Origin of the sequence: Lederbergia citrea, assembly GCF_018343525.1 — a bacterium.
Classification (GTDB): Bacteria; Bacillota; Bacilli; order Bacillales; family Bacillaceae_C; genus Lederbergia; species Lederbergia citrea.
In genome coordinates, this window is the sequence record NZ_JAGYPH010000005.1 from 46,792 (window position 1) to 66,678 (window position 19,887).

At 36.9% G+C, this 19,887-nt stretch carries 23 protein-coding genes, 1 pseudogene and 1 riboswitch; of the genes and pseudogenes, 9 read left to right on the forward strand and 15 right to left on the reverse strand.

From position 1 onward, the window contains the following. Nucleotides 1–67: 67 nt before the first annotated feature. Both KHA88_RS19335 and KHA88_RS19340 read right to left on the reverse strand, forming a co-directional pair. Entirely contained in the window at nucleotides 68–1,333 is a 1,266-nt protein-coding gene (locus KHA88_RS19335; protein WP_213099928.1) for an ABC transporter substrate-binding protein, read from the reverse strand. Nucleotides 1,334–1,564: 231 nt separating this feature from the next. Further along, complete coding sequence (locus KHA88_RS19340; RefSeq protein WP_213099927.1) at nucleotides 1,565–2,482, reverse strand: ArsR/SmtB family transcription factor; 918 nt, start codon at nucleotides 2,480–2,482, stop codon at nucleotides 1,565–1,567. Nucleotides 2,483–2,709: 227 nt separating this feature from the next. On the opposite strand from KHA88_RS19340, the gene KHA88_RS19345 reads away from it, so the two are divergent. The 3 genes from KHA88_RS19345 to KHA88_RS19355 all read left to right on the forward strand — a co-directional run bounded on the left by KHA88_RS19345 (nucleotide 2,710) and on the right by KHA88_RS19355 (nucleotide 8,087). Then, a complete protein-coding gene (locus tag KHA88_RS19345) occupies nucleotides 2,710–3,765 on the forward strand; it encodes a family 43 glycosylhydrolase (RefSeq protein WP_249313336.1) in 1,056 nt (351 codons plus the stop codon). Nucleotides 3,766–3,939: 174 nt separating this feature from the next. Beyond that, nucleotides 3,940–5,850, forward strand: a complete 1,911-nt coding sequence (locus tag KHA88_RS19350; RefSeq protein ID WP_213122668.1) for a PhoX family protein — start codon at nucleotides 3,940–3,942, stop codon at nucleotides 5,848–5,850. Between the two features lie 329 nt (nucleotides 5,851–6,179). Beyond that, nucleotides 6,180–8,087 (forward strand): PTS fructose transporter subunit IIABC, encoded by a 1,908-nt coding sequence (locus KHA88_RS19355; protein ID WP_213122669.1) that lies wholly within the window; start codon nucleotides 6,180–6,182, stop codon nucleotides 8,085–8,087. A gap of 38 nt (nucleotides 8,088–8,125) precedes the next feature. Here KHA88_RS19355 and KHA88_RS19360 read toward each other — a convergent pair whose 3' ends face one another. The 3 genes from KHA88_RS19360 to KHA88_RS19370 are packed head-to-tail and all read right to left on the reverse strand — an operon-like array spanning nucleotide 8,126 to nucleotide 9,608. Continuing rightward, nucleotides 8,126–8,710, reverse strand: coding sequence for an SCO family protein (locus KHA88_RS19360; protein ID WP_213122670.1), 585 nt, complete (start codon nucleotides 8,708–8,710; stop codon nucleotides 8,126–8,128). Further along, a complete protein-coding gene (locus tag KHA88_RS19365; protein WP_213122702.1) occupies nucleotides 8,707–9,165 on the reverse strand; it encodes a hypothetical protein in 459 nt (152 codons plus the stop codon). The genes KHA88_RS19360 and KHA88_RS19365 overlap by 4 nt, the downstream gene beginning before the upstream one ends. A 23-nt stretch (nucleotides 9,166–9,188) precedes the next feature. Beyond that, complete coding sequence (locus tag KHA88_RS19370) at nucleotides 9,189–9,608, reverse strand: hypothetical protein (protein WP_346729209.1); 420 nt, start codon at nucleotides 9,606–9,608, stop codon at nucleotides 9,189–9,191. A 239-nt stretch (nucleotides 9,609–9,847) separates the two neighbouring features. Between KHA88_RS19370 and KHA88_RS19375 the strand changes: the two are divergent. The 4 genes and pseudogenes from KHA88_RS19375 to KHA88_RS19390 form a co-directional block, all read left to right on the forward strand. Next, a pseudogene (locus KHA88_RS19375) lies at nucleotides 9,848–10,120 on the forward strand (KGG domain-containing protein); the annotation flags it as partial. A 304-nt stretch (nucleotides 10,121–10,424) separates the two neighbouring features. Continuing rightward, nucleotides 10,425–11,180 carry a glycosyltransferase family 2 protein gene (locus KHA88_RS19380; protein WP_213122671.1) on the forward strand — a complete coding sequence of 252 codons (756 nt, stop codon included), beginning with the start codon at nucleotides 10,425–10,427 and terminating at the stop codon, nucleotides 11,178–11,180. Continuing rightward, the gene (locus KHA88_RS19385) at nucleotides 11,170–11,862 is read left to right on the forward strand and encodes a lysophospholipid acyltransferase family protein (RefSeq protein WP_213122672.1); all 693 of its coding nucleotides are present in this window, start codon (nucleotides 11,170–11,172) and stop codon (nucleotides 11,860–11,862) included. Before KHA88_RS19380 ends, KHA88_RS19385 begins: the two co-directional genes overlap by 11 nt. A 170-nt stretch (nucleotides 11,863–12,032) precedes the next feature. Beyond that, entirely contained in the window at nucleotides 12,033–12,230 is a 198-nt protein-coding gene (locus KHA88_RS19390) for a hypothetical protein (RefSeq protein ID WP_213099920.1), read from the forward strand. A 59-nt stretch (nucleotides 12,231–12,289) separates the two neighbouring features. Here KHA88_RS19390 and KHA88_RS19395 read toward each other — a convergent pair whose 3' ends face one another. The 8 genes from KHA88_RS19395 to KHA88_RS19430 all read right to left on the reverse strand — a co-directional run bounded on the left by KHA88_RS19395 (nucleotide 12,290) and on the right by KHA88_RS19430 (nucleotide 17,102). Then, nucleotides 12,290–12,628, reverse strand: coding sequence for a hypothetical protein (locus KHA88_RS19395; protein WP_213099919.1), 339 nt, complete (start codon nucleotides 12,626–12,628; stop codon nucleotides 12,290–12,292). Between the two features lie 84 nt (nucleotides 12,629–12,712). After that, complete coding sequence (locus KHA88_RS19400) at nucleotides 12,713–13,402, reverse strand: LrgB family protein (RefSeq protein ID WP_213099918.1); 690 nt, start codon at nucleotides 13,400–13,402, stop codon at nucleotides 12,713–12,715. Then, nucleotides 13,395–13,763, reverse strand: coding sequence for a CidA/LrgA family protein (locus tag KHA88_RS19405; protein ID WP_249313337.1), 369 nt, complete (start codon nucleotides 13,761–13,763; stop codon nucleotides 13,395–13,397). Before KHA88_RS19405 ends, KHA88_RS19400 begins: the two co-directional genes overlap by 8 nt. Nucleotides 13,764–13,810: 47 nt before the next feature. Beyond that, nucleotides 13,811–14,125, reverse strand: coding sequence for a DMT family transporter (locus tag KHA88_RS19410; protein ID WP_213099917.1), 315 nt, complete (start codon nucleotides 14,123–14,125; stop codon nucleotides 13,811–13,813). Between the two features lies 1 nt (nucleotide 14,126). Beyond that, the gene (locus KHA88_RS19415) at nucleotides 14,127–14,465 is read right to left on the reverse strand and encodes a DMT family transporter (RefSeq protein WP_213099916.1); all 339 of its coding nucleotides are present in this window, start codon (nucleotides 14,463–14,465) and stop codon (nucleotides 14,127–14,129) included. Nucleotides 14,466–14,579: 114 nt separating this feature from the next. Further along, the gene (locus KHA88_RS19420) at nucleotides 14,580–14,918 is read right to left on the reverse strand and encodes a hypothetical protein (RefSeq protein ID WP_213108715.1); all 339 of its coding nucleotides are present in this window, start codon (nucleotides 14,916–14,918) and stop codon (nucleotides 14,580–14,582) included. Between the two features lie 11 nt (nucleotides 14,919–14,929). After that, entirely contained in the window at nucleotides 14,930–16,621 is a 1,692-nt protein-coding gene (locus KHA88_RS19425; RefSeq protein WP_213099914.1) for a methyl-accepting chemotaxis protein, read from the reverse strand. 19 nt (nucleotides 16,622–16,640) lie between these two features. Continuing rightward, the gene (locus tag KHA88_RS19430; protein ID WP_213122673.1) at nucleotides 16,641–17,102 is read right to left on the reverse strand and encodes a chemotaxis protein CheX; all 462 of its coding nucleotides are present in this window, start codon (nucleotides 17,100–17,102) and stop codon (nucleotides 16,641–16,643) included. 95 nt (nucleotides 17,103–17,197) lie between these two features. After that, nucleotides 17,198–17,301: riboswitch (cyclic di-GMP riboswitch) on the reverse strand. Nucleotides 17,302–17,618: 317 nt separating this feature from the next. Here KHA88_RS19430 and KHA88_RS19435 point away from each other — a divergent pair. Beyond that, nucleotides 17,619–17,786 carry a hypothetical protein gene (locus KHA88_RS19435; RefSeq protein WP_213099912.1) on the forward strand — a complete coding sequence of 56 codons (168 nt, stop codon included), beginning with the start codon at nucleotides 17,619–17,621 and terminating at the stop codon, nucleotides 17,784–17,786. Between the two features lie 36 nt (nucleotides 17,787–17,822). Here KHA88_RS19435 and KHA88_RS19440 read toward each other — a convergent pair whose 3' ends face one another. Further along, entirely contained in the window at nucleotides 17,823–18,365 is a 543-nt protein-coding gene (locus KHA88_RS19440; RefSeq protein WP_213122674.1) for a methylated-DNA--[protein]-cysteine S-methyltransferase, read from the reverse strand. A 183-nt stretch (nucleotides 18,366–18,548) separates the two neighbouring features. Here KHA88_RS19440 and KHA88_RS19445 point away from each other — a divergent pair, with 183 nt between their 5' ends. Then, a complete protein-coding gene (locus KHA88_RS19445) occupies nucleotides 18,549–18,707 on the forward strand; it encodes a KGG domain-containing protein (protein WP_213099910.1) in 159 nt (52 codons plus the stop codon). A gap of 100 nt (nucleotides 18,708–18,807) precedes the next feature. Here the strand turns inward: KHA88_RS19445 and KHA88_RS19450 are convergent, their stop codons facing one another. Beyond that, nucleotides 18,808–19,824, reverse strand: coding sequence for an AI-2E family transporter (locus tag KHA88_RS19450; RefSeq protein ID WP_213099976.1), 1,017 nt, complete (start codon nucleotides 19,822–19,824; stop codon nucleotides 18,808–18,810). Nucleotides 19,825–19,887 lie beyond the last annotated feature (63 nt).

The following is a 19,887-nucleotide window of genomic DNA, read 5'->3' on the forward strand; positions in this document are numbered from 1 at the left end:
TCTCGCCCTCCTTCTCATTTCAAAAAAAGGGAGGGTGCCGGGGCCCCCACCTTTTTTCATGTAGTTTTTATTTCTTGGCAGCTGCTTCAGCTTGTTTCTTGCCTTTATCAGCTGCAGCGTCTAACGCTTCTTTTGCAGATTTTTTACCTAAAACTGCTAGGTTGATCGCTTCATCCGTAGGTGACCATGCATCCATAAATGTTGGTGATGCTGGTGGGAACACTAAATATGGAACTTGTTCTGCAATGGCACTTTGGTGTTCAAGGGCTTTAAACTCATCGCTGTCACGAACAGAGTTTTTCGCCGGAATTTGTCCCGCTTTCGCCCACTCTAAGCTATTATCAGTAATATATTTAATAAATGTCATCGCTGCTTCTAATTTTGCAGGATCTTGTTTCTTTTGTTTTGGGATAACAAAGTTATGTGATCCAGCAAATGTCGCTTCTTTTTCACCGAAGACAGGAATTGGAGCGGCACCATAGTTTAGTCCATCTTGCTCATTAAATCCGTTAATCATCCAAATTCCATTAAAGTGGAAGGCCAATTTTCCTTGACGGAATAATGTAACTTCTCCATCTTGTTGGATGTTTTTCGGTGAAACCCCTTCTTTGTGTACAAGATCTGCCATCGTTTGTAGCGCATTTACGCCTGCTTCACTGTTGTAAAGCGGTGTTAATCCATCCGGACTCACACTTTCCCCACCAAACTGATAAAGTGCTGAGTGGAAAATAAATCCTGACGGCCATAATGGTGGAATGGCTGTTCCCCATACGCCACTATTATCTTCTTGAATTTTTTTACTCATTGAAATAAGTTCTTCTAATGTTTTCGGTGGTGCATCAAATCCGGATTTTTCTAATAAATCTTTATTGTAGTACAATGCAAGCGGATGAACGTCTAGCGGTACACCGTAGCGTTTACCATCATAAACCCCTGCATTCCACACTTGTTGAATGAAATCACTTTCACTCATATTTAAATTATCCGCTAATTCATCAAGAGGTTCTAGAACATCCATAGCGGAATATTTCGCAATTTGATCTAAATGCATGATTGCAACATCTGGTGCTTTACCTTGTGAAACAACAGTACGGACTTTGTCATAAAAGTTTCCTGCCGGCATTGTTTCCGACTTAATTTGAATTTCTCCTTTATGATCCTTGTTGAATTCATCAACCATTTTTTTCATGTTCTCGCCATCTGGCCCGGTGAATATATTCCAATATTGAAGTGTAATTTCACCTTTTGCATTACTTCCGGAACTTTTGCTGCATCCCGCTAATACAACTATGAAACTAAGAAACATTACTGCCAGTATTTTTACCGGTTTCATTTTTCTACCCCCTAATTATTTTATAGATAGACTGCCTATGCATTCGATCTACCAAGATAAAAGTCCTTGCTCATTTAATACAACTTTTTTATACCAAACAACTTTGTTGCACCTATTAACTTCATGATAACGGTTGCAAAAGGTTCCGTCAATAACTTTGCAAAAGAATTTTTTACTTATTCATAAAAAAAGCTCCATTTGTTCAGAAAACCTGAAGCAAATGGAGCCTTTTTAATAAATCACCCGCATTAAAATATCTTGCTCATAATCCCCTAACTCTTTACCGAACAGATTTATTCCGCCGACATTTTTTGCATTTTGTTTAATCCCAACTCTTAAATCGACATACTTCTGCGTTCCTAGCTTTATATCTAATAAATTTACGGCAGATACCTTTACGTCATCTAAATAACTAGCATTATTGTCAATCTTCCATGTTTTTAATAATCCGTATTGCGTACTATTTTCTGGGAACCATGTAGGATTTAGCCTGCCTTTTCTGTCACCAAAATCCCCTGGACAGGTCCATGTATATATTTCAACCCCATTGATCCAAATCGTAATATCTGATGGCCAGTCATGGTCATACCGAGGGGCTTCTGAACAAAGCTCCATTGAAAACTGAAGCGACTGGACGACACTATTGGCAGGGAGAAAAAGCGGGAAACGATAATCAACAAAGCCTTTGCGGAACCATAATAACTGTGCATTCATGCGTTCCGGCAGAAAAAAAATAGACGGTTCATCTTCAGGCTTAATGATTCCAGTTTTACCAATTAATCCACATGTAGGTGCTATATCACAATTGATATAGTGGCCTACAGGCATTTCAATTTGATAATAATTATTTGGATTATTGTGACCCATATTCAAATTTAAGTTGATATACACGTCATCAAAATTACGGGAGCACACCTTCATTGTTCCCCTTGATGCAGGCTGTATTTCTGTTGCGATGATATCGGCATTTTCAAGCACTTTAATGTTGGAAGCTATAGTGGAAACCGGGAGATCCAACTTTTCAGCCAGTTCATTTATATTCATTTTTTGAAAGTTAAGCAGCTTTAAAATATCTATCCGAATTTTTGAAGATAAGGCATGTGATACTTTTATCAGTGTATCTGATTCATCAATTGTTAGTTCTAACAAAGTTGCTTCCCCCCTTAAATCATTCATTACAGAAAAAATGTTTTGAACAAACTTTATAAATACTATAGAATAAAATTAACTTCATTTCATCTTTCTTGTTTGAAACAATAATTTATTTATAGAGTATTACATATTTTATATTTATTTTACCAGTTAAACACTTTAGTTTGGTTTATTATTTTTTGTTAGCGCTTTTAAAATATTTTTTTAAGGAGATGGAAAATTAATTGAGCAAAGTAGAAAGCAAGCAAGTGAAGAAAGGGAATGCGAAAGTATTCATGTTCATTCCTCTAGCAATTTTAACATTGGCAGTCATTTCCTATTTCTTATTTTTTAATCAAACGACGGAGTACAAAAATCCCGTCTTTGAGCCAGTGATTGCAGATCCGTCAGTAATCAAAGCAGATGATGGGTACCTGTATGCTTATGGAACGGAAGATGACTGGGGTGATGGAAAAGGGTCTCATTATCTTCCAATCATTCGTTCAAAAGATTTAATCAGTTGGGAATATATTGGAGATGCTTTTACATTTGATACGAAACCTGATTGGAAAGATGGGGGCTTGTGGGCACCACATATTGCATTTTTTAATGATCAATACTATTTATACTATTCTATGTCAACGTGGGGAGATGCAAACCCGGGAATTGGCGTTGCTACTGCTGAAAAGCCCGAAGGTCCATTTAAAGACCAAGGCCCACTATTTACAAGTGATGAAATTGGTGTTTTAAACTCGATCGATCCTTTTCATTATATTGATAAAGATGGAACCCCCTACTTATTTTGGGGCAGTTTCCATGGAATTTACGGCATCGAACTTTCAAAAGATGGGTTCAGTACAGTTGGAGACAAGTTCGAAATTGCTGGAACTGCCTTTGAGGCTCCCTGGATCATGGAAAAAGATGGAGCGTATTATTTCTTTGGTTCGCTAGGTTCTTGTTGTGAAGGAGAATGGAGTACTTATCGTGTTAGTGTTGGAAAAGCGGACTCTATTAAAGGACCGTATTTAGATAAAGACGGAAATGATCTTCTTTATTCAGAAGGAACACTCGTCTTAGCTGAGGGTGATAATTTTGCCGGGCCTGGACATAACGCTATTGTCACTGATAAAAAAGGGACTGACTGGATTGTATACCATGCGATTGATAAGGAGAATGGCTGGCTGCCAAATGGCGCTACAAGACGACCAATGATGATTGATCCCATCGTATGGGAAGATGGATGGCCAATTGTAAAAGATCTTGTACCAGGGGAAGGAAAACAAAAAGGGCCGAAATTTTAACGAAGAACAGCGTCAAAGTTTATGAACTTTGGCGCTGTTTTTTCTCTTTTAACAAAATACGTTACCTGAATGTTAGCAATTTCGAACAATCTCTTAATATGAAATTAATAAAACCTTTATACTCATAGATTATGATTGGACTGTACATATCATATTAATGGAGGTTGGACTGGAATGAAAAAACATCTTGCTTTAACACTGGCTGCATCACTGCTTATCCCTTCTGCGGCTTCTATACAAGCCGCTCCGAAAAGTGTTGTTGTAGATTCGGTTGAATTTAATGGCATGGATGCACCGACAACAATTGAGGAAATGTCAAAGGCGTATTCAAATGCAACCATTGATGTGAAGTATAGTGATGGAACGAAGAAAACATTACCGCTCCGTTATGAAAAACTTTTTAAATCAACTGATACTTTTAATATGAAAGGAAAACAAGTTCCTGCTGGTACACCTATTGACGCGCAGGGCAATCCGATCATGGACAACAGTGTTCCAAATGATCCCGTTCCATTTATTTCAGATGCACCAGATTCGAACAGTTTACTGGAGCCATTGAATGGTAATAGCGGTAAGCTTCATTTAGTTTCTCACTACGAATATCAAACCGTGGATCACTCTGGCTCCAGCGCTTATGGAAGAGTTCCTGCTTCAATGACCTTAACATCATTACAACAAGATAAAAAAACAGGAAATTTGACTGTTGCGGGTGTTGAAAAAATTGATTTTGCCGGAACAAATGGACTTTGGATTCCATGTAACGGCTCACTATCCCCTTGGAACACTCATTTAGGATCTGAGGAATATGAACCCGATGCAAGAATTTTCGAACAAGAAATTGGAACAGACAAGGATTCTACGAATGTAAAAGCATTCGCAAACTATTATTTTGGCAAAGAGGGAATGGAGAAGGCAAACCCATATTGGTATGGATTCGTTCCAGAAGTAATCGTTCATCCAAACGGCAAAGCAAAAGCAGTGAAGCATTATAGTACCGGGCGTTTTTCGAAAGAATTAATGAAGATGATGCCAGACAGCAAAACAGCTTACTTCGGGGATGACGGCGCTTATACGATGATGCTTATGTACGTCGCAGATAAAGCGAAGGATCTTTCCAGCGGAACATTATATGCGGCTAAATTTAATCAGACAGGAACTGAAAATGGTGGTTCTGGGGATCTTTCTTGGATTAAGCTAGGCCATGCAACAGATAAAGAGATTGAAAAATATATTACAGACGGTATTACTTTTAGCGATATTTTTGAAACATCAAATGAACCGAAAGAAGGATTTTCAGAAATTAAAACATACGCCAATAAACAGCAGGTAGAGTATTTGAAAGTGAAGCCAGGAATGGAACAGGCGGCTGCCTTCCTAGAAACGCGACGCTACGCGGCAACACTTGGTGCAACGAGCGAGTTTAATAAAATGGAAGGACTTGCTCTTAATACAGCTGATAAAAAAGCGTATATGGCGATTTCCGATCAAAGTAAAGGAATGGAAGTGAATCCTACTGATCCGCAGGATGATATCCGCCTTCCAAAAATCAAATCCGGTGTTACGTATGAACTGGATTTACAAGCTAGCCAAAAAGATCGGAATGGAAATAAGATTAATAGCAGCTATGTAGCAGCTTCCATGAAGGGCATCATTATTGGCGAGGACATGGCAAAGGCTGATGCATATGGGAATACAGCCCATCCTGAAAAAGTCGCAAACCCAGACAATCTATCCTATTCTGACGCGATGGGAACACTCTTTATTGGAGAAGATAGCGGCATGCATACGAATAACTATGTGTGGGCATATAATACTAAGACGAAAAAACTTTCCCGTGTTCTATCTGTCCCGGCTGGAGCGGAAGCAACAGGACTGATGGCGGCGGATGACCGTAATGGATTTGCCTATATTATGAGTAACTATCAGCACCCTGGCGATGAACTCGAAGGTAAAAGTATTACAGCCGTTGATAAAGAAAAGCTGATCGAAACGATTGACAAGGAAATTGGAGTGAACAAATCGGGAGATGTAGGATATATTACAGGTCTTCCATCTTTCACAAAAGCAAAACATGATAAAAAATAAAAATATTATTACTGATCAATTAATGGGGACAAAGCAGTACAATACCAGGTAAAATCATAGACCTATTCGCAAACGCGGATAGGTCATTTTTTATAGAAGGATTGCTTGTCTATCAAAGACTAGCAAAGTCCCTTTTTACTGATATCTATCTCGATTGCTTCGGTGCTGGACTCAAAACTCCAGCTTCACCAATATCTGTCTTCAGTCCCTCTATTAATGATTGTGATTACCATTTTACTGGTACATCCTGTAAAATGGTATATATATATCAGATCCCCCTTAGAGTATACAATATATAGTACTATTAATCTTAAAAGGAGTAGTTTAATATGAAAATATTAGCTGTAACTGCATGTCCAGTTGGTATCGCTCACACATATATGGCCGCTGAAAATCTCCAAAAAGCAGCTGACCAATTAGGCGTTCAGATAAAAGTTGAAACACAAGGCTCAACAGGAGTGGAGAATGCGCTCACTGATAAGGATATTCAAGAGGCAGATGGCATTATTATTGCCGCTGACAAATCAGTTCCAAAAGAACGGTTTGCAGGTAAAAAAGTTATCGTAACAGGTGTTCAAGACGGAATCCGCCGACCTGAAGAATTAATTAGCAAATTTCAAAATGGAGATATACCTGTCTATAAACCTGAGCAGCGTTCAATAGAAGATACAAAGAAAGAACGAGCTTCTAAGCAAAATCCGATTTATCGCCATTTAATGAATGGTGTATCTTATATGATTCCGTTTATTGTCATTGGTGGATTATTAATCGCGATTGCCTTAACTTTGGGTGGAGAAAAAACACCGGGTGGGATTGTCATTCCAGAGGATTCCATTTGGAAAACGATTGAAAGTCTTGGAGGCGCAGCCTTCACCTTTATGATTCCAATTTTAGCTGGATTTATCGCCGTTAGTATTGCAGATCGACCAGGATTAGCACCGGGAATGATCGGCGGTTTTATTGCTGCGAATGGTAGTTTTTACGGCAGTGAAGCAGGAGCCGGATTTATCGGTGGAATTATCGCCGGTTTCCTTGCGGGTTATGTTGCACTCGCAATTAAAAATATTAAAGTGCCTAAAGCACTGCAACCCATTATGCCCATTATCATTATTCCTATTTTCGCCTCATTGATTGTCGGATTAGCTTTCATTTATATTATTGGAGCTCCAGTTGCTGGAATATTTGAGGCTTTAACTACATGGTTAGCCGGAATGCAAGGAACAAGTTCAATATTACTGGCAATTATTCTTGGAGCGATGATTTCATTTGATATGGGTGGCCCATTTAATAAAGTGGCTTTCTTATTCGGATCAGCGATGATAGTAGAAGGTAACTATGGAATTATGGGACCAATTGCCGTAGCAATTTGTATTCCTCCAATCGGCATGGGACTTGCAACCTTTTTAAACAAAAAGAAATACCGGAAAACAGAACAGGAAGCAGGAAAAGCTGCATTTACGATGGGATTGTTCGGTATTACGGAAGGTGCCATTCCATTTGCCGCACAGGATCCGCTTCGAGTTATTCCAAGTATTATGGTTGGATCAATGGTCGGATCGGTCATTGCTATGATTGGTAACGTCGGTGATCGAGTAGCACACGGAGGCCCTATTGTTGCAGTGCTCGGCGCTGTCGATAACGTCGTTATGTTCTTCATTGCAGCAATTGTTGGGGTATTTGTAACGGCCATAATGGTTAACTTTTTGAAGAAGAATGTTGATGTAGATCAAGCACCGTCTGTTGAACCGCAAGTAGCAGAAGAAAATAAAGTAAAACAAATTCACAAATTAACGGATATTATAAGTATCGATTTAATTGACGTCAATTTACAGGGCACGTCTCGAGATTCAGTTATTGACGAATTAATAGGCAAACTAGATCGCAACGGTGTACTTGATTCAAAAGATGTGTTCAAACAAGCGATTATGAATCGTGAAAAAGAAACTACAACCGGTCTCGGCATGAATATTGCCATTCCTCATGGTAAATCAAAAGCTGTACGAGAGCCTGCGGTTGTGTTTGGTTTAAAAAGAGATGGTGTAGACTGGCATAGTTTAGATGGAACAGACGCAAAAATCATTTTCATGATTGCAGTACCAGAGGAAAGCGCAGGAAACGAGCATTTAAAAATCCTTCAAATGCTATCGCGCAAGTTGATGGACGATTCATTTAGAAACGAACTATTGTCTGTTCAATCGAATGAAGAAGCGTATAAATTGCTTGAAAAGATCCATTAAAGAAAATATGAAAAAGAGCTTGTGAATTCAAGCTCTTTTCACTTTTTATTCACTAACTCCCCTAATTGATCAGCAATCTCCTCAATATTCGCCCGCTTTTTACCTGTCGACATATTGTGATAGGCTCTTATTTGATCATTTGAATCAACGACATACATATTCGTGGAATGGGTGAGAAATCCATCTTCATTTTTTTCGTAAATCATGTTCTTAAAGTATTGGGTAAATTTCTTTGTTTTTGCAACCGAACCTCTAAAAAATAACCAGTTGGGACTCGTAATCTCAAAACTCTTTTCATATTGTTTTATTCTCTCTACCGTATCGTATTCGGGGTCTAATGTTACTGATAAAATCAAATACCGATTATCGGATATCCCCTTTTTCATCATTTCTTTCTGTAAATCTTTCAAATCCCACATTGTTAAAGGACAAACATCTGGACAGTTTGTATAGAAGAAGGTAACGAGCTTCGGTTTCTTTTGATTGTATTGGTTCCCACTCACTTCCTCAAGTGGCCATTCTTTTACAGTACCAATCTTCGGTAACTCGATTGATTTGGGCCATAAAAAATAAAAAGCAAAAAATCCGGCAACTAAACTGAGGGCAATGGCGAATACTTTCACTTGTTTCCCCCCCTCCCCTTAAACGAATAACGGATTAAATGACTAATTAGCCCATGAATTAAAGCTATGAACATAGCAAGGCTATACATGTTTGTAACCATCATTGCATCTGACTTGATTGGGATGTTGCATAGAGCCGGATTTAGAAGAACAGACCCAAGCATCATTCCCATTATTCCTCCCATTGTGCCGTGATAAATACCGCTTAAAGCAGCGGGTTTGATGATTTTATCGAACTTCCAGCCTATTATCAACCCAGTTAAGATTGGGAAAAGGTAAAAAGCAATATAAGGTTCAGGGAGTAGTAGTTTAATGTGAAGAGCTATGGAAAAAGAAGAAATCATAGTAATGGCTGTACACATTGTGGTCGTAATACGCTCATCAAATAATAAATGTTTCTTTTTAATAATGGAATATATAGAAACTAGTTCAACTAAAATCCAGATAAATAACATCAAGATGACGAACAAGGTTTACATCACGACCTTTTAATTGCAATGATAATAGTAAGTAAACTTAAAATAAAAACGGCCTGAATAAACCATACATATACGGATGGCATTTCTAACACTGTTCCAATCATCGGTGACATTAGCCCAATGACCATAGCATTCGTGGCCCCCATCACAAATATTTGGTAATTGAATAATAATCCAAATAGGCCTCCCGTTATGCCGCCGATTATAGTGGAAATAACTGTAATCAATGTGAAATGAAAGGGAAATTGCAAGATGAGTAAGATCCCAGAAAGTAATCCGGCCATCCCTCCCATTACCATGCTGATATTCATCCCTAACTGGAGTCCGATTTTTTTCTTCACCCGCAAAAAATAAAAGTAACAGCCAATTGCAATACATATATCCACATACATAAATAGTATGATTACAATGTTACCCACAACACCACCTCAAATTAACCTATGTCGCCTAAACTTATTTTATGAAGTTCTAAAATTCGGGGACCTGGTCAATTACATCAATCTTGGAAAAATAAGATGAATACGTTTGGACGGAATTCTTATTACACGAATGTAACAAATATATTAATTTGAAGAAACACTTGACAAATGATGTTTTCTTCAAGACAAGCCGGGTACTTGTATTAATGTACAAGATAAACACAGAGGAGGAATTCATAATGGCAAAAGATAATAATAACAACGGTAAAATGACTGTAGAGGAAGCAGGACGTAAAGGTGGAGAAGAAACTGCAAGAACTCACGATAGAGAATTCTATGAAGAGATTGGTAAAAAGGGCGGCGAAGAAACCGCAAGAACTCATGATAAAGAATTCTATGAGGAAATCGGCCAAAAAGGCGGAGAGGCAACAGCTAAAAACCATGACAAAGATTTCTATGAGGAAATCGGCGAAAAAGGTGGAAAAGCGCGAGCTAAACAGCGTGATGACGACTAATAAGTATAGAAAATCCAGTTAGAAATGGCGGAGAATAGCCATTAAAGCTTAACTGATAAGAGTTCTAAGTCTTTTTGTAATAAAAAGATCCCCTGCAGAATGTAGACGCTATCGCCATGGTGCGATTTTGTCTACATTCTGTTTTTTTTGCTTCCCCCTATTGCAAGGCATTCAAGTTCTTCTTATAACACATTGGTAATATACATATAAAAAAGAGCATTAGAAACAAATCATCTTATATCCATTTGATTGATTTATGTAGATTAGCATAAAAATTAATCGTTGGAATGGGGATATGATTATGATCGATTGCACAGTCATCATACCTGCTCTGAATCCAAATGAATCATTAATTGAGTATGTGAAAACATTGTTATCAGAAGGTGTTGCACACATTATTGTTGTAGATGATGGCAGCCTTGAAGATTTAAAATATATCTTTACTGAATTAAGCATGATAAAAGGTTGTACTGTCTTAGCACATAAAGAAAATTATGGAAAAGGCAGAGCTTTAAAAACAGGATTTAAACATTATCTAAATGAAAAAAACACTTTAACAGGGGTTATCACAGCCGATGCTGATGGACAACATTCAGTCGAAGATGTGTGCAAAGTAGCAAAAGCAATGGTCAATAGCAATGAAGGAATTTTTTTTGGAGTGAGGGATTTTAACGAATCTAATATTCCAGTTCGCAGTTATTTTGGAAACAGAATAACTAGTTTTATTTTTCAACTATTATTCCGTTATAGATTAAAGGATACGCAAACAGGATTGCGAGGAATTCCTCATAATGAACTTAAATGGATTACAGAACTTAAAGGCGAACGATACGAGTACGAAATGAATATGTTAATCAATGCAGCGAAAAGAAAGATTAAGATCAACGAGATTCCTATACAAACGCTATACTTTAATAATAATGCAAGTTCTCATTATAACCCGATCATCGATTCTATCATCATTTTTCGTAAACTTATTACAGAATTTTTTCACTCTACCTATACACGTGGACTGCATTTCCAGAAACAATTGAGTGGGAAAAATTATGATAAATAATTATTATGGGCCTTTATTTATTTTTATACGGGGGATATTTAGAATTATTTATCCGAAATATTCAGTACAATTATCGCAGCATATTAACGGTCCCGTCGTGTATGTATCCCACCATCAAAATCTCTTTGGGCCTTTTGTGACAATGCTCTGGTTCCCGAAATTTATTCGAACGTGGATTTTTGATGCTTTACTTGACCAACATAGTTGTTATAAACAATATGTTAATTACACCTTTACGAAAAGATTTGGTTTGAATAAATTCGTGGCTAAAATAATCGCTTTACCATTATCATATATAATTTCCCATCTTCTGCAATCTGGGAGAGGTATCCCTGTATATAGAGGCTCAAGAAAGATCCTGCAAACATTCAATCTTAGCGTTGCAGTACTTTGCAAAGGCGAAAGTATTGTGATATTCCCAGATATTGATTACCGTGATCGTTCTTCACAAACGAAAGAGATGTACGGTGGTTTTCTATTTTTGGAAAAATATTATTTTCAGGCTACTGGCCAACATATTTACTTTGTACCTCTTTACGCCAGCAAAAATAAACGAATGCTAATTGCCGATAAACCCATTTGCTTCAGAAATGAAGCAGACTTTAATACCGAACGGAATGTTGTCTATGAAAAGATACGCGATTGTCTTAATCAGCTAGCTGCAAATTGTAAAGATAACTAATTTTCAAAAAACGGGGCAATTCACCCCCGTTTTTTTGTCTTTTTTACTATTTAATGATTGTCACTTCTCCTGCAAAAATCATAGTATACAGCAAGACCATTCAGCAACAGTATGTTCCTTAGACAAGTTGTAATTGTGTCGATTAAATAATATGGAGGAGTTGTTTAAGTATGAATAAATCGACAGGCATGTGGCTCGGTTGGTTAGGTATTCTTGCTGCTGTTGTAGGATTTTTCTATGCTCCTATTTGGCTAGGCGGTTTAGCTGCTGTTTTAGGGTTAATTGTTTTAGCTTCTCCGCAAAAAGCTCTTGCTTGGTGTTCATTGGTCCTTGGAGTTATTGTTATATTGCTTTCCCTCTTATCATAGCTATCTACCCAACAAACAAAGCCCAAGAGGGTTCCCCTTCCCTTGGGCTTTCATTTTTCCTATTGAACTACTAAAGGCTGTCTTTCCTCTTCCTTGCCTTTCACTCTATCGATTTTATCGACAAACATCTGAAAAACCTTCTTCTTTTCTTCCAAGTCCTTGATTCCCTCTTTTAACTGAATAAATCTTCGTTCAAAAGGCGTGTGGTATAGTTCACGGATGTTTCTAATAATTTCATCGTTTACCGTCGATTGGATCACTTGTTTCGTAATGCTAAATTTATAAGAATAAACTTGCAGTTCTCTTTTTATTTCTTCATATTCTTTATCTATTTCAATTAATAACTCACAAATTTCTTCTTTCCATTCTTCCAGAGATTTTTTTACATGCTCCTCCATACTTAGTCCCCTTTCATTATGTATGCAGTTTGATGGCTATCCTACATTTTACCGTATTCAGTTTTCAATACGATTACTGTTGGATTACAAAAACAACACAACTAAAATAGGAGTAATAATGGATACAATAATTGCGCAAAGGATCATTGCTATAGTACTTGCGGCCCCCTGCTGCACATTCATTTCCATCGATTTTGCCGTTCCAATTGCATGTGAAGCACTGCCCATTCCTAAGCCTTTCGCAAGATGATCATGAACTCCGGCCCATCTTAATATCGTTGGACCCATTACTGCACCACTGATTCCGGCAACCATAACCAAAACGACTGCGAGCGCTGGAGAAGCTCCAATGGAGTAGGCAATATCCATTGCTACTGGCGAAGTAACTGATTTAGGTAAAACTGACTTAATAATGAGCGGATCTAAATTCAGCCACTTCCCCATCATTAAACCACTAAATACCCCAATTACAGAGCCAATAAAAACCCCAACAAAAATGATAAAAGTATATTGTTTAATAATTTCTCTCTGTTGATAAAGAGGATAAGCAAGCGCGACAACCGCAGGACCAAGAAATCGGTCAATCCATTGACCACCTATAAAATACGTATCGTAAGAAATATCGAAAATTAGGAGTCCTGAAGCGATGGCAATTGTTGAAACTAAAACTGGCAAGGTTAAAGGATGAGGAAATTTTCTATTCAACCATCTAGAAGCAAAGAAAATGGTAATGGTAGCTAAGATTGCAAGTACTCCGATCATAAAATTATTCATTTTCTTGCCCCTTTTTCATCATCATCCACTGACTAATTACTCCTGTACATCCCATCACGAGAGCAGTACTAATAAGGACAATAACAATAATGAAAAAACCCTTCCCTGTAAATAAATCCAAAAAAGTAATGATCCCGACTGTTACTGGCAGAAAGAGCAACGGAAGGTATCTAACTAATAGAAGGGAACCCGTTTCGATCCATTCTTGTCTTATCGTCCGCGTAAATAATAAAATTAATAAAAGTAACATTCCAATAATACTGCCGGGAATGAAAAGCTCGAATGTCTTTTGGCTCCAGACACCAGCCATATACATGATAAATAAAAGTGTGATTTGCATGATGATCTTAACTATTTTCAACGTTCGCTCTCCTTATTTTCCCTAAATCTTTACATTCTCACTGTAGTTTACCCAAGCAGCTTTAAACCTACTGCACCAGAGATAATACAAAATAAAAATATAATTCGCTTCCACCCTGCCGACTCCTTAAAAAATAAAATACCCATTATGACTGCTCCTGCCGCACCTAATCCCGTCCATATCGCATAAGCCGTACCTAATGGTATCTCTTTCATCGCAAGTGCAAGAAAAACAAAACCTAGTCCAAATGTAACAACAATCAAAAGGAGCCTACTGAAAGACTTCTTTTGAAGATACAGATTTATACTCATCACTCCGAATATTTCACCAAAACTGGCAATGAACAGATATACCCATTCCATCCTATTTTCCTCCTTGCTCTGTAGACGGGGTGTCTTCTGTCGTCATTTTAATTCCAATCACACCCACAATGATTAAACCAATGAAGATAACTTTAAAAATGGAAAAATCAGCCCCGAAGAGAATGAAGTCAATGAACACAATCGCAGCCGCCCCTGAACCGGTAAATACAGCATAAACAGTTCCTGCAGGCAATTTCTCACATGCCTTGATAATAAAAAAGAAGCTAAACACAATCATTATAATTGTACCGAGCCACTCCCAGACTGTAGTTGAATAGCGTAACCCAATCACCCAAAAGATCTCTACAATAGTCGCAAAAAGAACATATAGCCAAGCCATGAAGATTCTCCTTCCACTAGAAAACATCCACTTAATCCTAACACATTGCGGGTAAAATGGCTTTTGTAAAAAATAAAAAAGCGCGGGATTTCTCCCACGCATCAGCTTGTATTATTATAAGTTAATCCAAAGGTTTAAATTTTGTAAAGACAAATCAATTTTTGGAATGCTTGTTATTTCTTTTTTAGACTTTAGAAAGAAAAGAAAGATTTTAATATCGTTAATCGCCTGGATAAAAGAAATCCTATTGAATTTTTTTGAACGGTGATACTGAAGATATTGAATTAACGTTTCTTGTCGTATAAAGACAAGATAATGAACATCAGTTTCTTCGTATAAAAACGTACGGATTCTTTCCAACGATTGTTTTGTTTTTTCATTTAAATATAAATCACTATATTGAAATTGAGCTAATAACAAATCATATCTAGATTGTTCCTTTAAAGCTCCCATTATTATCACTCCTAAAGCTTAAATTGATGAACTAATCCATTTAGATTTTCAGCTAATTTCGCAAGTTCATCAGAGCTAGCAGCCACCTCTTCCATTGAACTGCTTATTTGTTGAGATGATGCAGAAGTTTGTTCTACTCCTGCTGCTGACTCTTCAGAAATGGCCGCAATATCTGAGATTGCCCCATTCATTATTTCACTGTTGGAAGAAATGGAAGATAAGTTATCTGACACTGTATTAATACTATTCGCCATAGCCAATACCGCCGTACTTATTCCTTCAAAGGTTTGTCGTGTCGTTTTTATTTGGCTTGTTCCTTCTGATACCTCAACATATCCAGCTTGCAGTGATTCTGTAACCATTCCCGTTTCATCCTGAATACCGGATACAATGTTTGTAATATCAGCTACAGATGCTGACACTTGCTCTGCCAATTTTCTCACTTCATCTGCGACAACAGCAAAACCTCTGCCTTGTTCACCAGCTCTTGCAGCTTCAATGGCTGCATTTAGTGCCAAAAGGTTTGTTTGATCAGCAATCTCTTGAATAACAGATACCAAGGTAGATATCTCTTGTGATTTGATGTTTAGACCTTGCACTTTTTCTACTGCGTCTTGGACGATATGATCAATTTTAACCATTTGCTCATTGGAGGATTCCATTAACTGATTTCCCTCATTCGTCAATTGTAAAACTTCATTTGAAGCTAGGTGGATGATCTCTCCATTCGCATTAGCATCTTGAACGATCGTTGAAAAAGTTGACATCACTGAAGCGAGATCACTTGCACTAGTAGCTTGTGATTCGGTCCCAGTCGCTAATTCCTGCATCGTTGCAGCAATTTGTTGGGAACCGGAGTTGACTTCATTTGCTGATTGCGTTAACTCTTCACTTTGACCTGTAATTGATTCAGAAACGTGATTTATTTCACTTAATAATTCACGAATATTAAGATTCATTTCGTTTGTAGCAACAACAAGCTGTCCGATTTCATCACGTGATTTCGATATTAATGGCTCATGACTTAAATCTCCGCTTGCAATTAATTTCATTCGCTCCATTACTTTAATTAAAGGAACTGTAATCGCCCTAGAAGTAAGAAGTGCAGTAACAATACTAACGATAACAACCAAAATACTTACAATCAGCGCTATAATCATTGTTTTTTTTCCGTTTTCAATAATGACTTGCTCCGCTTCGTAAATTAAATTTTCTCTGTTAGTAGCCAATTCCTCATAACCATCCATTAAATCACGTGCGATGGGCGTCAACTCTTCTAGGTTTTTTAGTGCGACTTCTTTATTACCTTTGTCATACTCATCAAATACTTTGGTTGTAATAAACTCCCGCCATGCAACTGTTTGTTTAATGAGTTCATCGAATTTTTCAGAAGCACCTATCTTTCTAACCGTTTCCTCATATTCCTTACCAATTTCCGTATATGCATTAAACCGGTCTTTATAATCGCCCCCATATAGTACATAACCACGGGCTGTTCCAATTCTATTAGCCAAAGAATAAGCTAACTTTTCGTTAGCAATTAACAATGGGAGCTCCTCGTTCTTAATCTTTTCAGCTTCCTTATTGCTTGAGATTATATTTAAATAATTATAAACGCCCAACCCAAACACAAGTAAAATCACAATGGAAAATCCAAAGAGGATTTTCATTTTTATACTTTTAAAATTAAAAAGTTTCTTCATTTCCTAACCCCCGTTATTATCAATCTAAAAGTAAGTAAATCTCCATTTCACCAATATCTTCTAACTTTATTGTCAGTTGAATTGCCTTTTCATAACCTGATAATGTTGTTTCGCCTGACATGATTGTTGGAGAGGTAATATCTGTTTTGATTCCATTTTGGGCGATAACCGTTGAAAGAGATCCAGCAATCATATTGCCTAATTCACCACTAAAAGAGACAAGCATCTCCCCTTCTAACGGCATTCCGAACATAGAACGACCAATTGCTCCAAAAACGGTCGAATCTCCAGCCAAAATCAATTTTCCTTTTAGTTCACCCGTAACCCCAATCAGAACACCGTATTGAAGATATAAGGACTGCCCAAGTAATTTTGGTTTTAAGATATCATGTTTAATAGGAACGATATTTTTAAAAGCTGTAATTGTACCATTCAATAAATGTGTTATATAGTTACTTCTTTCTTCAATGGCAATTGACAAATTGACACCCTCCTTTGTTTTAAACAAAAAAAATAGGCTATTCTAGTGAAATAGAATATGCCAACAGATTTTTCGAACACAAAAAAAATCAAACAATTGGTAACCAGGCGATCATAGTTTAATAGTTATTTACACCTAATTAAACGTTAGACCCTAAGCTTTGCGTCCTATCCTTTCAGATAGTTTGCCTTTGTCTTTGAAATGATATGTATGAACTTTTAACCACTACCTTAGAATCATAAGTCATTTTTCTACTAATTTCAACAAGATTCTACACGTTTTTTCAAATATTGTCGTTTTTCAACTAAATATGTATAATAAGGGAATCTAATAAGCCAGAGCAAATTTAATAGGATAATTTTTAAAACAAACGCTAGATCAAGCAAAGATTAATCATTGATAGATCAATATCTGAAGCATATCTTTCTTCTAACACAGGATAGATCTTATATTAACCCCTTTCGTCCGGGAGATTTTTCCTATAAAATAATAGTAGTTTAGTAGGAGGTTATGTATATGCCTGAAATCGATGAAACGTTAATTTTCATTAAAGAGCTAGGTCGTTTATTGGATGATTATTATCGATCACCCAATGATATAAAGCCTGCTATTGTTGAGGATATTATGCTACTTGGCAGTGCAATAGAACCAACCTCTTCCCTTTTGAGTCCACAAGAGAAATAAGAGAGAGAAAATTAATATATATAAGGCCAAATAAGTTCACGGGTGAACCTGTGAACCTTTTTGGCCCTTGTTGCATTCTAATTGAAGTAGAAATTGTTTCATCTCTGTCCCTCCACGATAACCAGTTATTGCTCCATTTTTCCCAATTACCCGGTGACAGGGAACCTTGATCAAAACTGGATTGGCACCGATCGCCGATCCGACTGCCCGAACCGCTTTAGGCCTTTGAATGAGTTCGGCGATATCTGAATAAGTATATGTTTTTCCATAAGGAATTTGCTTTAATGCGTTCCAAATTTCTTCTTGAAATGGTGTTCCTTTTATATCAACTGGCAATGAGAAAGATTGCCTAGTCCCCCCGAAGTATTCTCGTAATTCGTTTATATATGGCTGCAAGGCTCCTTCACTTTCTATAAGAGTCGCTTTAGGAAAATGTTTATGAATCCAAGCCTGAAACTCCCCATACGACTGACCAGGTGAACCTACATAACAAAGTCCTTTTTCCGTTTTGGCTACATATAATTGCCACTGGTCGTATTCTAGAGTGGACCAGCTAATCATTTGTTCGTTAGTATCCATCCTGATTCCTCCTTTATTTTTGAAACGGGCTGCTATATTAATTGTACCCCACTTCTTTTAAACTTTTAACGAAAAATTACATTTATATTAATTCTCAGTAATATGCGCAAAATACGTTTTTGATAAATTGATAAGGGTAGTTTATTAATGTACAACAAAAAGTTATTGAAGGAGGAATTTAACATGGCAAAGAACAACTCAAACAATAACGGTAAAATGACTGTTGAAGAAGCAGGTCGTAAAGGCGGAGAAGAAACTGCCAGAACACATGGTAGGGAATTCTACGAAGAAATTGGTGAAAAAGGCGGAAAAGCAAGAGCTAAACAGCGCGATAACGACTAATTTCATAAAAAGAGGATATTAATTAATTATAAAAGATAAAAGTTAAAGCTTTTTAAAAAGTAGACGATACCGCTGGATAGCGATATCGTCTACTTTTTTCTTAAACAACCGGCTTCGGTGTTTCTTTATTCGTCACTTCAAGGACATCTAGCAGGAATACAAATACCGGAATCCCGATAATGAGACCCCATACGCCGAAGAAATTTTGTGAAAAAATCAAGACGATAAATGTATAAAAGACAGGTAGGTCAGTCTTGGATGACATTAATTTTGGGTTTAAAATATAGGCTTCTACTGCATGAATAATGGCAATTGCGATAACAACGTAAAGGACTTTTATAAAACCGCCAATTGTGTAAGCGATCAAACATAGAGGTATCATAGAAATAATCGCACCTGCAACCGGGATGAGTCCTAGGAAAAAAATCATGATCGCCAAACCAAATATTTGCGGAAAGCCCATAATAATTAAGGCAATCACTGATAAAACACAGTTGATAATCGCAATGATAAATTGTGCCTCGATTACTTTACCAAATGTGCGTGTAAATTTCCGACCGAAAAATTCAATTTCATAATAGAACGGTGCAATTTTGCTGTTTTTAAATTTAGCAGTGAATTCTTTTAAACGTGGTTTTTCGAGTAAAAAAAACAAGCTTAATATTAACGCAATCAGCACTTGAATACTTGTTTTACTAATGTCAGTAAATGATTTTACTAAAAAAGAAAGGCCATTATCTAAATAGGCAGAAATTTGTTTATTGGAGATAATTGTTTCAATATAATTAATGATGACATTTTCATGAGGTTGCGTATAAAAAGCTGTAATTCGTTTGATTAACTCGCTGATTTCCAGTGTAATGATTGGTAAATATTTCACAAGACCAAACGTCAATAAGCCGACAATAAGCGTATACATAAACAAAACTAGTACCCTTCGGTTTATCGGTACACGCTTAAAAGTAAATTCCACAAGCCGATCCATTAAAAATGCAAATATAAACGTAAGCAAAATTAAATTAATCATGCTTCTCATGCTATACAAAATCAAAACGATCAAACCAAAAATAATGATGCGTTTGACACCCTTTTTTTGAAAAATCCCTTCTATCCCCATTTTAATCATTTCCCCTTACATCTTATCGTCTAATCTCTTACTTTATTATCTCCATGAAATCCC

Coding starts and splice junctions, on each gene's coding strand:
- KHA88_RS19335 (WP_213099928.1), bottom strand. CDS start 1,333: ATGAAACCGGTAAAAATACTGGCAGTAATGTTTCTTAGTTTCATAGTT.
- KHA88_RS19350 (WP_213122668.1), top strand. CDS start 3,940: ATGAAAAAACATCTTGCTTTAACACTGGCTGCATCACTGCTTATCCCT.
- KHA88_RS19355 (WP_213122669.1), top strand. CDS start 6,180: ATGAAAATATTAGCTGTAACTGCATGTCCAGTTGGTATCGCTCACACA.
- KHA88_RS19365 (WP_213122702.1), bottom strand. CDS start 9,165: ATGTTATTTATCTGGATTTTAGTTGAACTAGTTTCTATATATTCCATT.
- KHA88_RS19380 (WP_213122671.1), top strand. CDS start 10,425: ATGATCGATTGCACAGTCATCATACCTGCTCTGAATCCAAATGAATCA.
- KHA88_RS19385 (WP_213122672.1), top strand. CDS start 11,170: ATGATAAATAATTATTATGGGCCTTTATTTATTTTTATACGGGGGATA.
- KHA88_RS19390 (WP_213099920.1), top strand. CDS start 12,033: ATGAATAAATCGACAGGCATGTGGCTCGGTTGGTTAGGTATTCTTGCT.
- KHA88_RS19395 (WP_213099919.1), bottom strand. CDS start 12,628: ATGGAGGAGCATGTAAAAAAATCTCTGGAAGAATGGAAAGAAGAAATT.
- KHA88_RS19400 (WP_213099918.1), bottom strand. CDS start 13,402: ATGAATAATTTTATGATCGGAGTACTTGCAATCTTAGCTACCATTACC.
- KHA88_RS19410 (WP_213099917.1), bottom strand. CDS start 14,125: ATGGAATGGGTATATCTGTTCATTGCCAGTTTTGGTGAAATATTCGGA.
- KHA88_RS19415 (WP_213099916.1), bottom strand. CDS start 14,465: ATGGCTTGGCTATATGTTCTTTTTGCGACTATTGTAGAGATCTTTTGG.
- KHA88_RS19420 (WP_213108715.1), bottom strand. CDS start 14,918: ATGGGAGCTTTAAAGGAACAATCTAGATATGATTTGTTATTAGCTCAA.
- KHA88_RS19425 (WP_213099914.1), bottom strand. CDS start 16,621: ATGAAGAAACTTTTTAATTTTAAAAGTATAAAAATGAAAATCCTCTTT.
- KHA88_RS19435 (WP_213099912.1), top strand. CDS start 17,619: ATGCCTGAAATCGATGAAACGTTAATTTTCATTAAAGAGCTAGGTCGT.
- KHA88_RS19440 (WP_213122674.1), bottom strand. CDS start 18,365: ATGGATACTAACGAACAAATGATTAGCTGGTCCACTCTAGAATACGAC.
- KHA88_RS19445 (WP_213099910.1), top strand. CDS start 18,549: ATGGCAAAGAACAACTCAAACAATAACGGTAAAATGACTGTTGAAGAA.
- KHA88_RS19450 (WP_213099976.1), bottom strand. CDS start 19,824: ATGGGGATAGAAGGGATTTTTCAAAAAAAGGGTGTCAAACGCATCATT.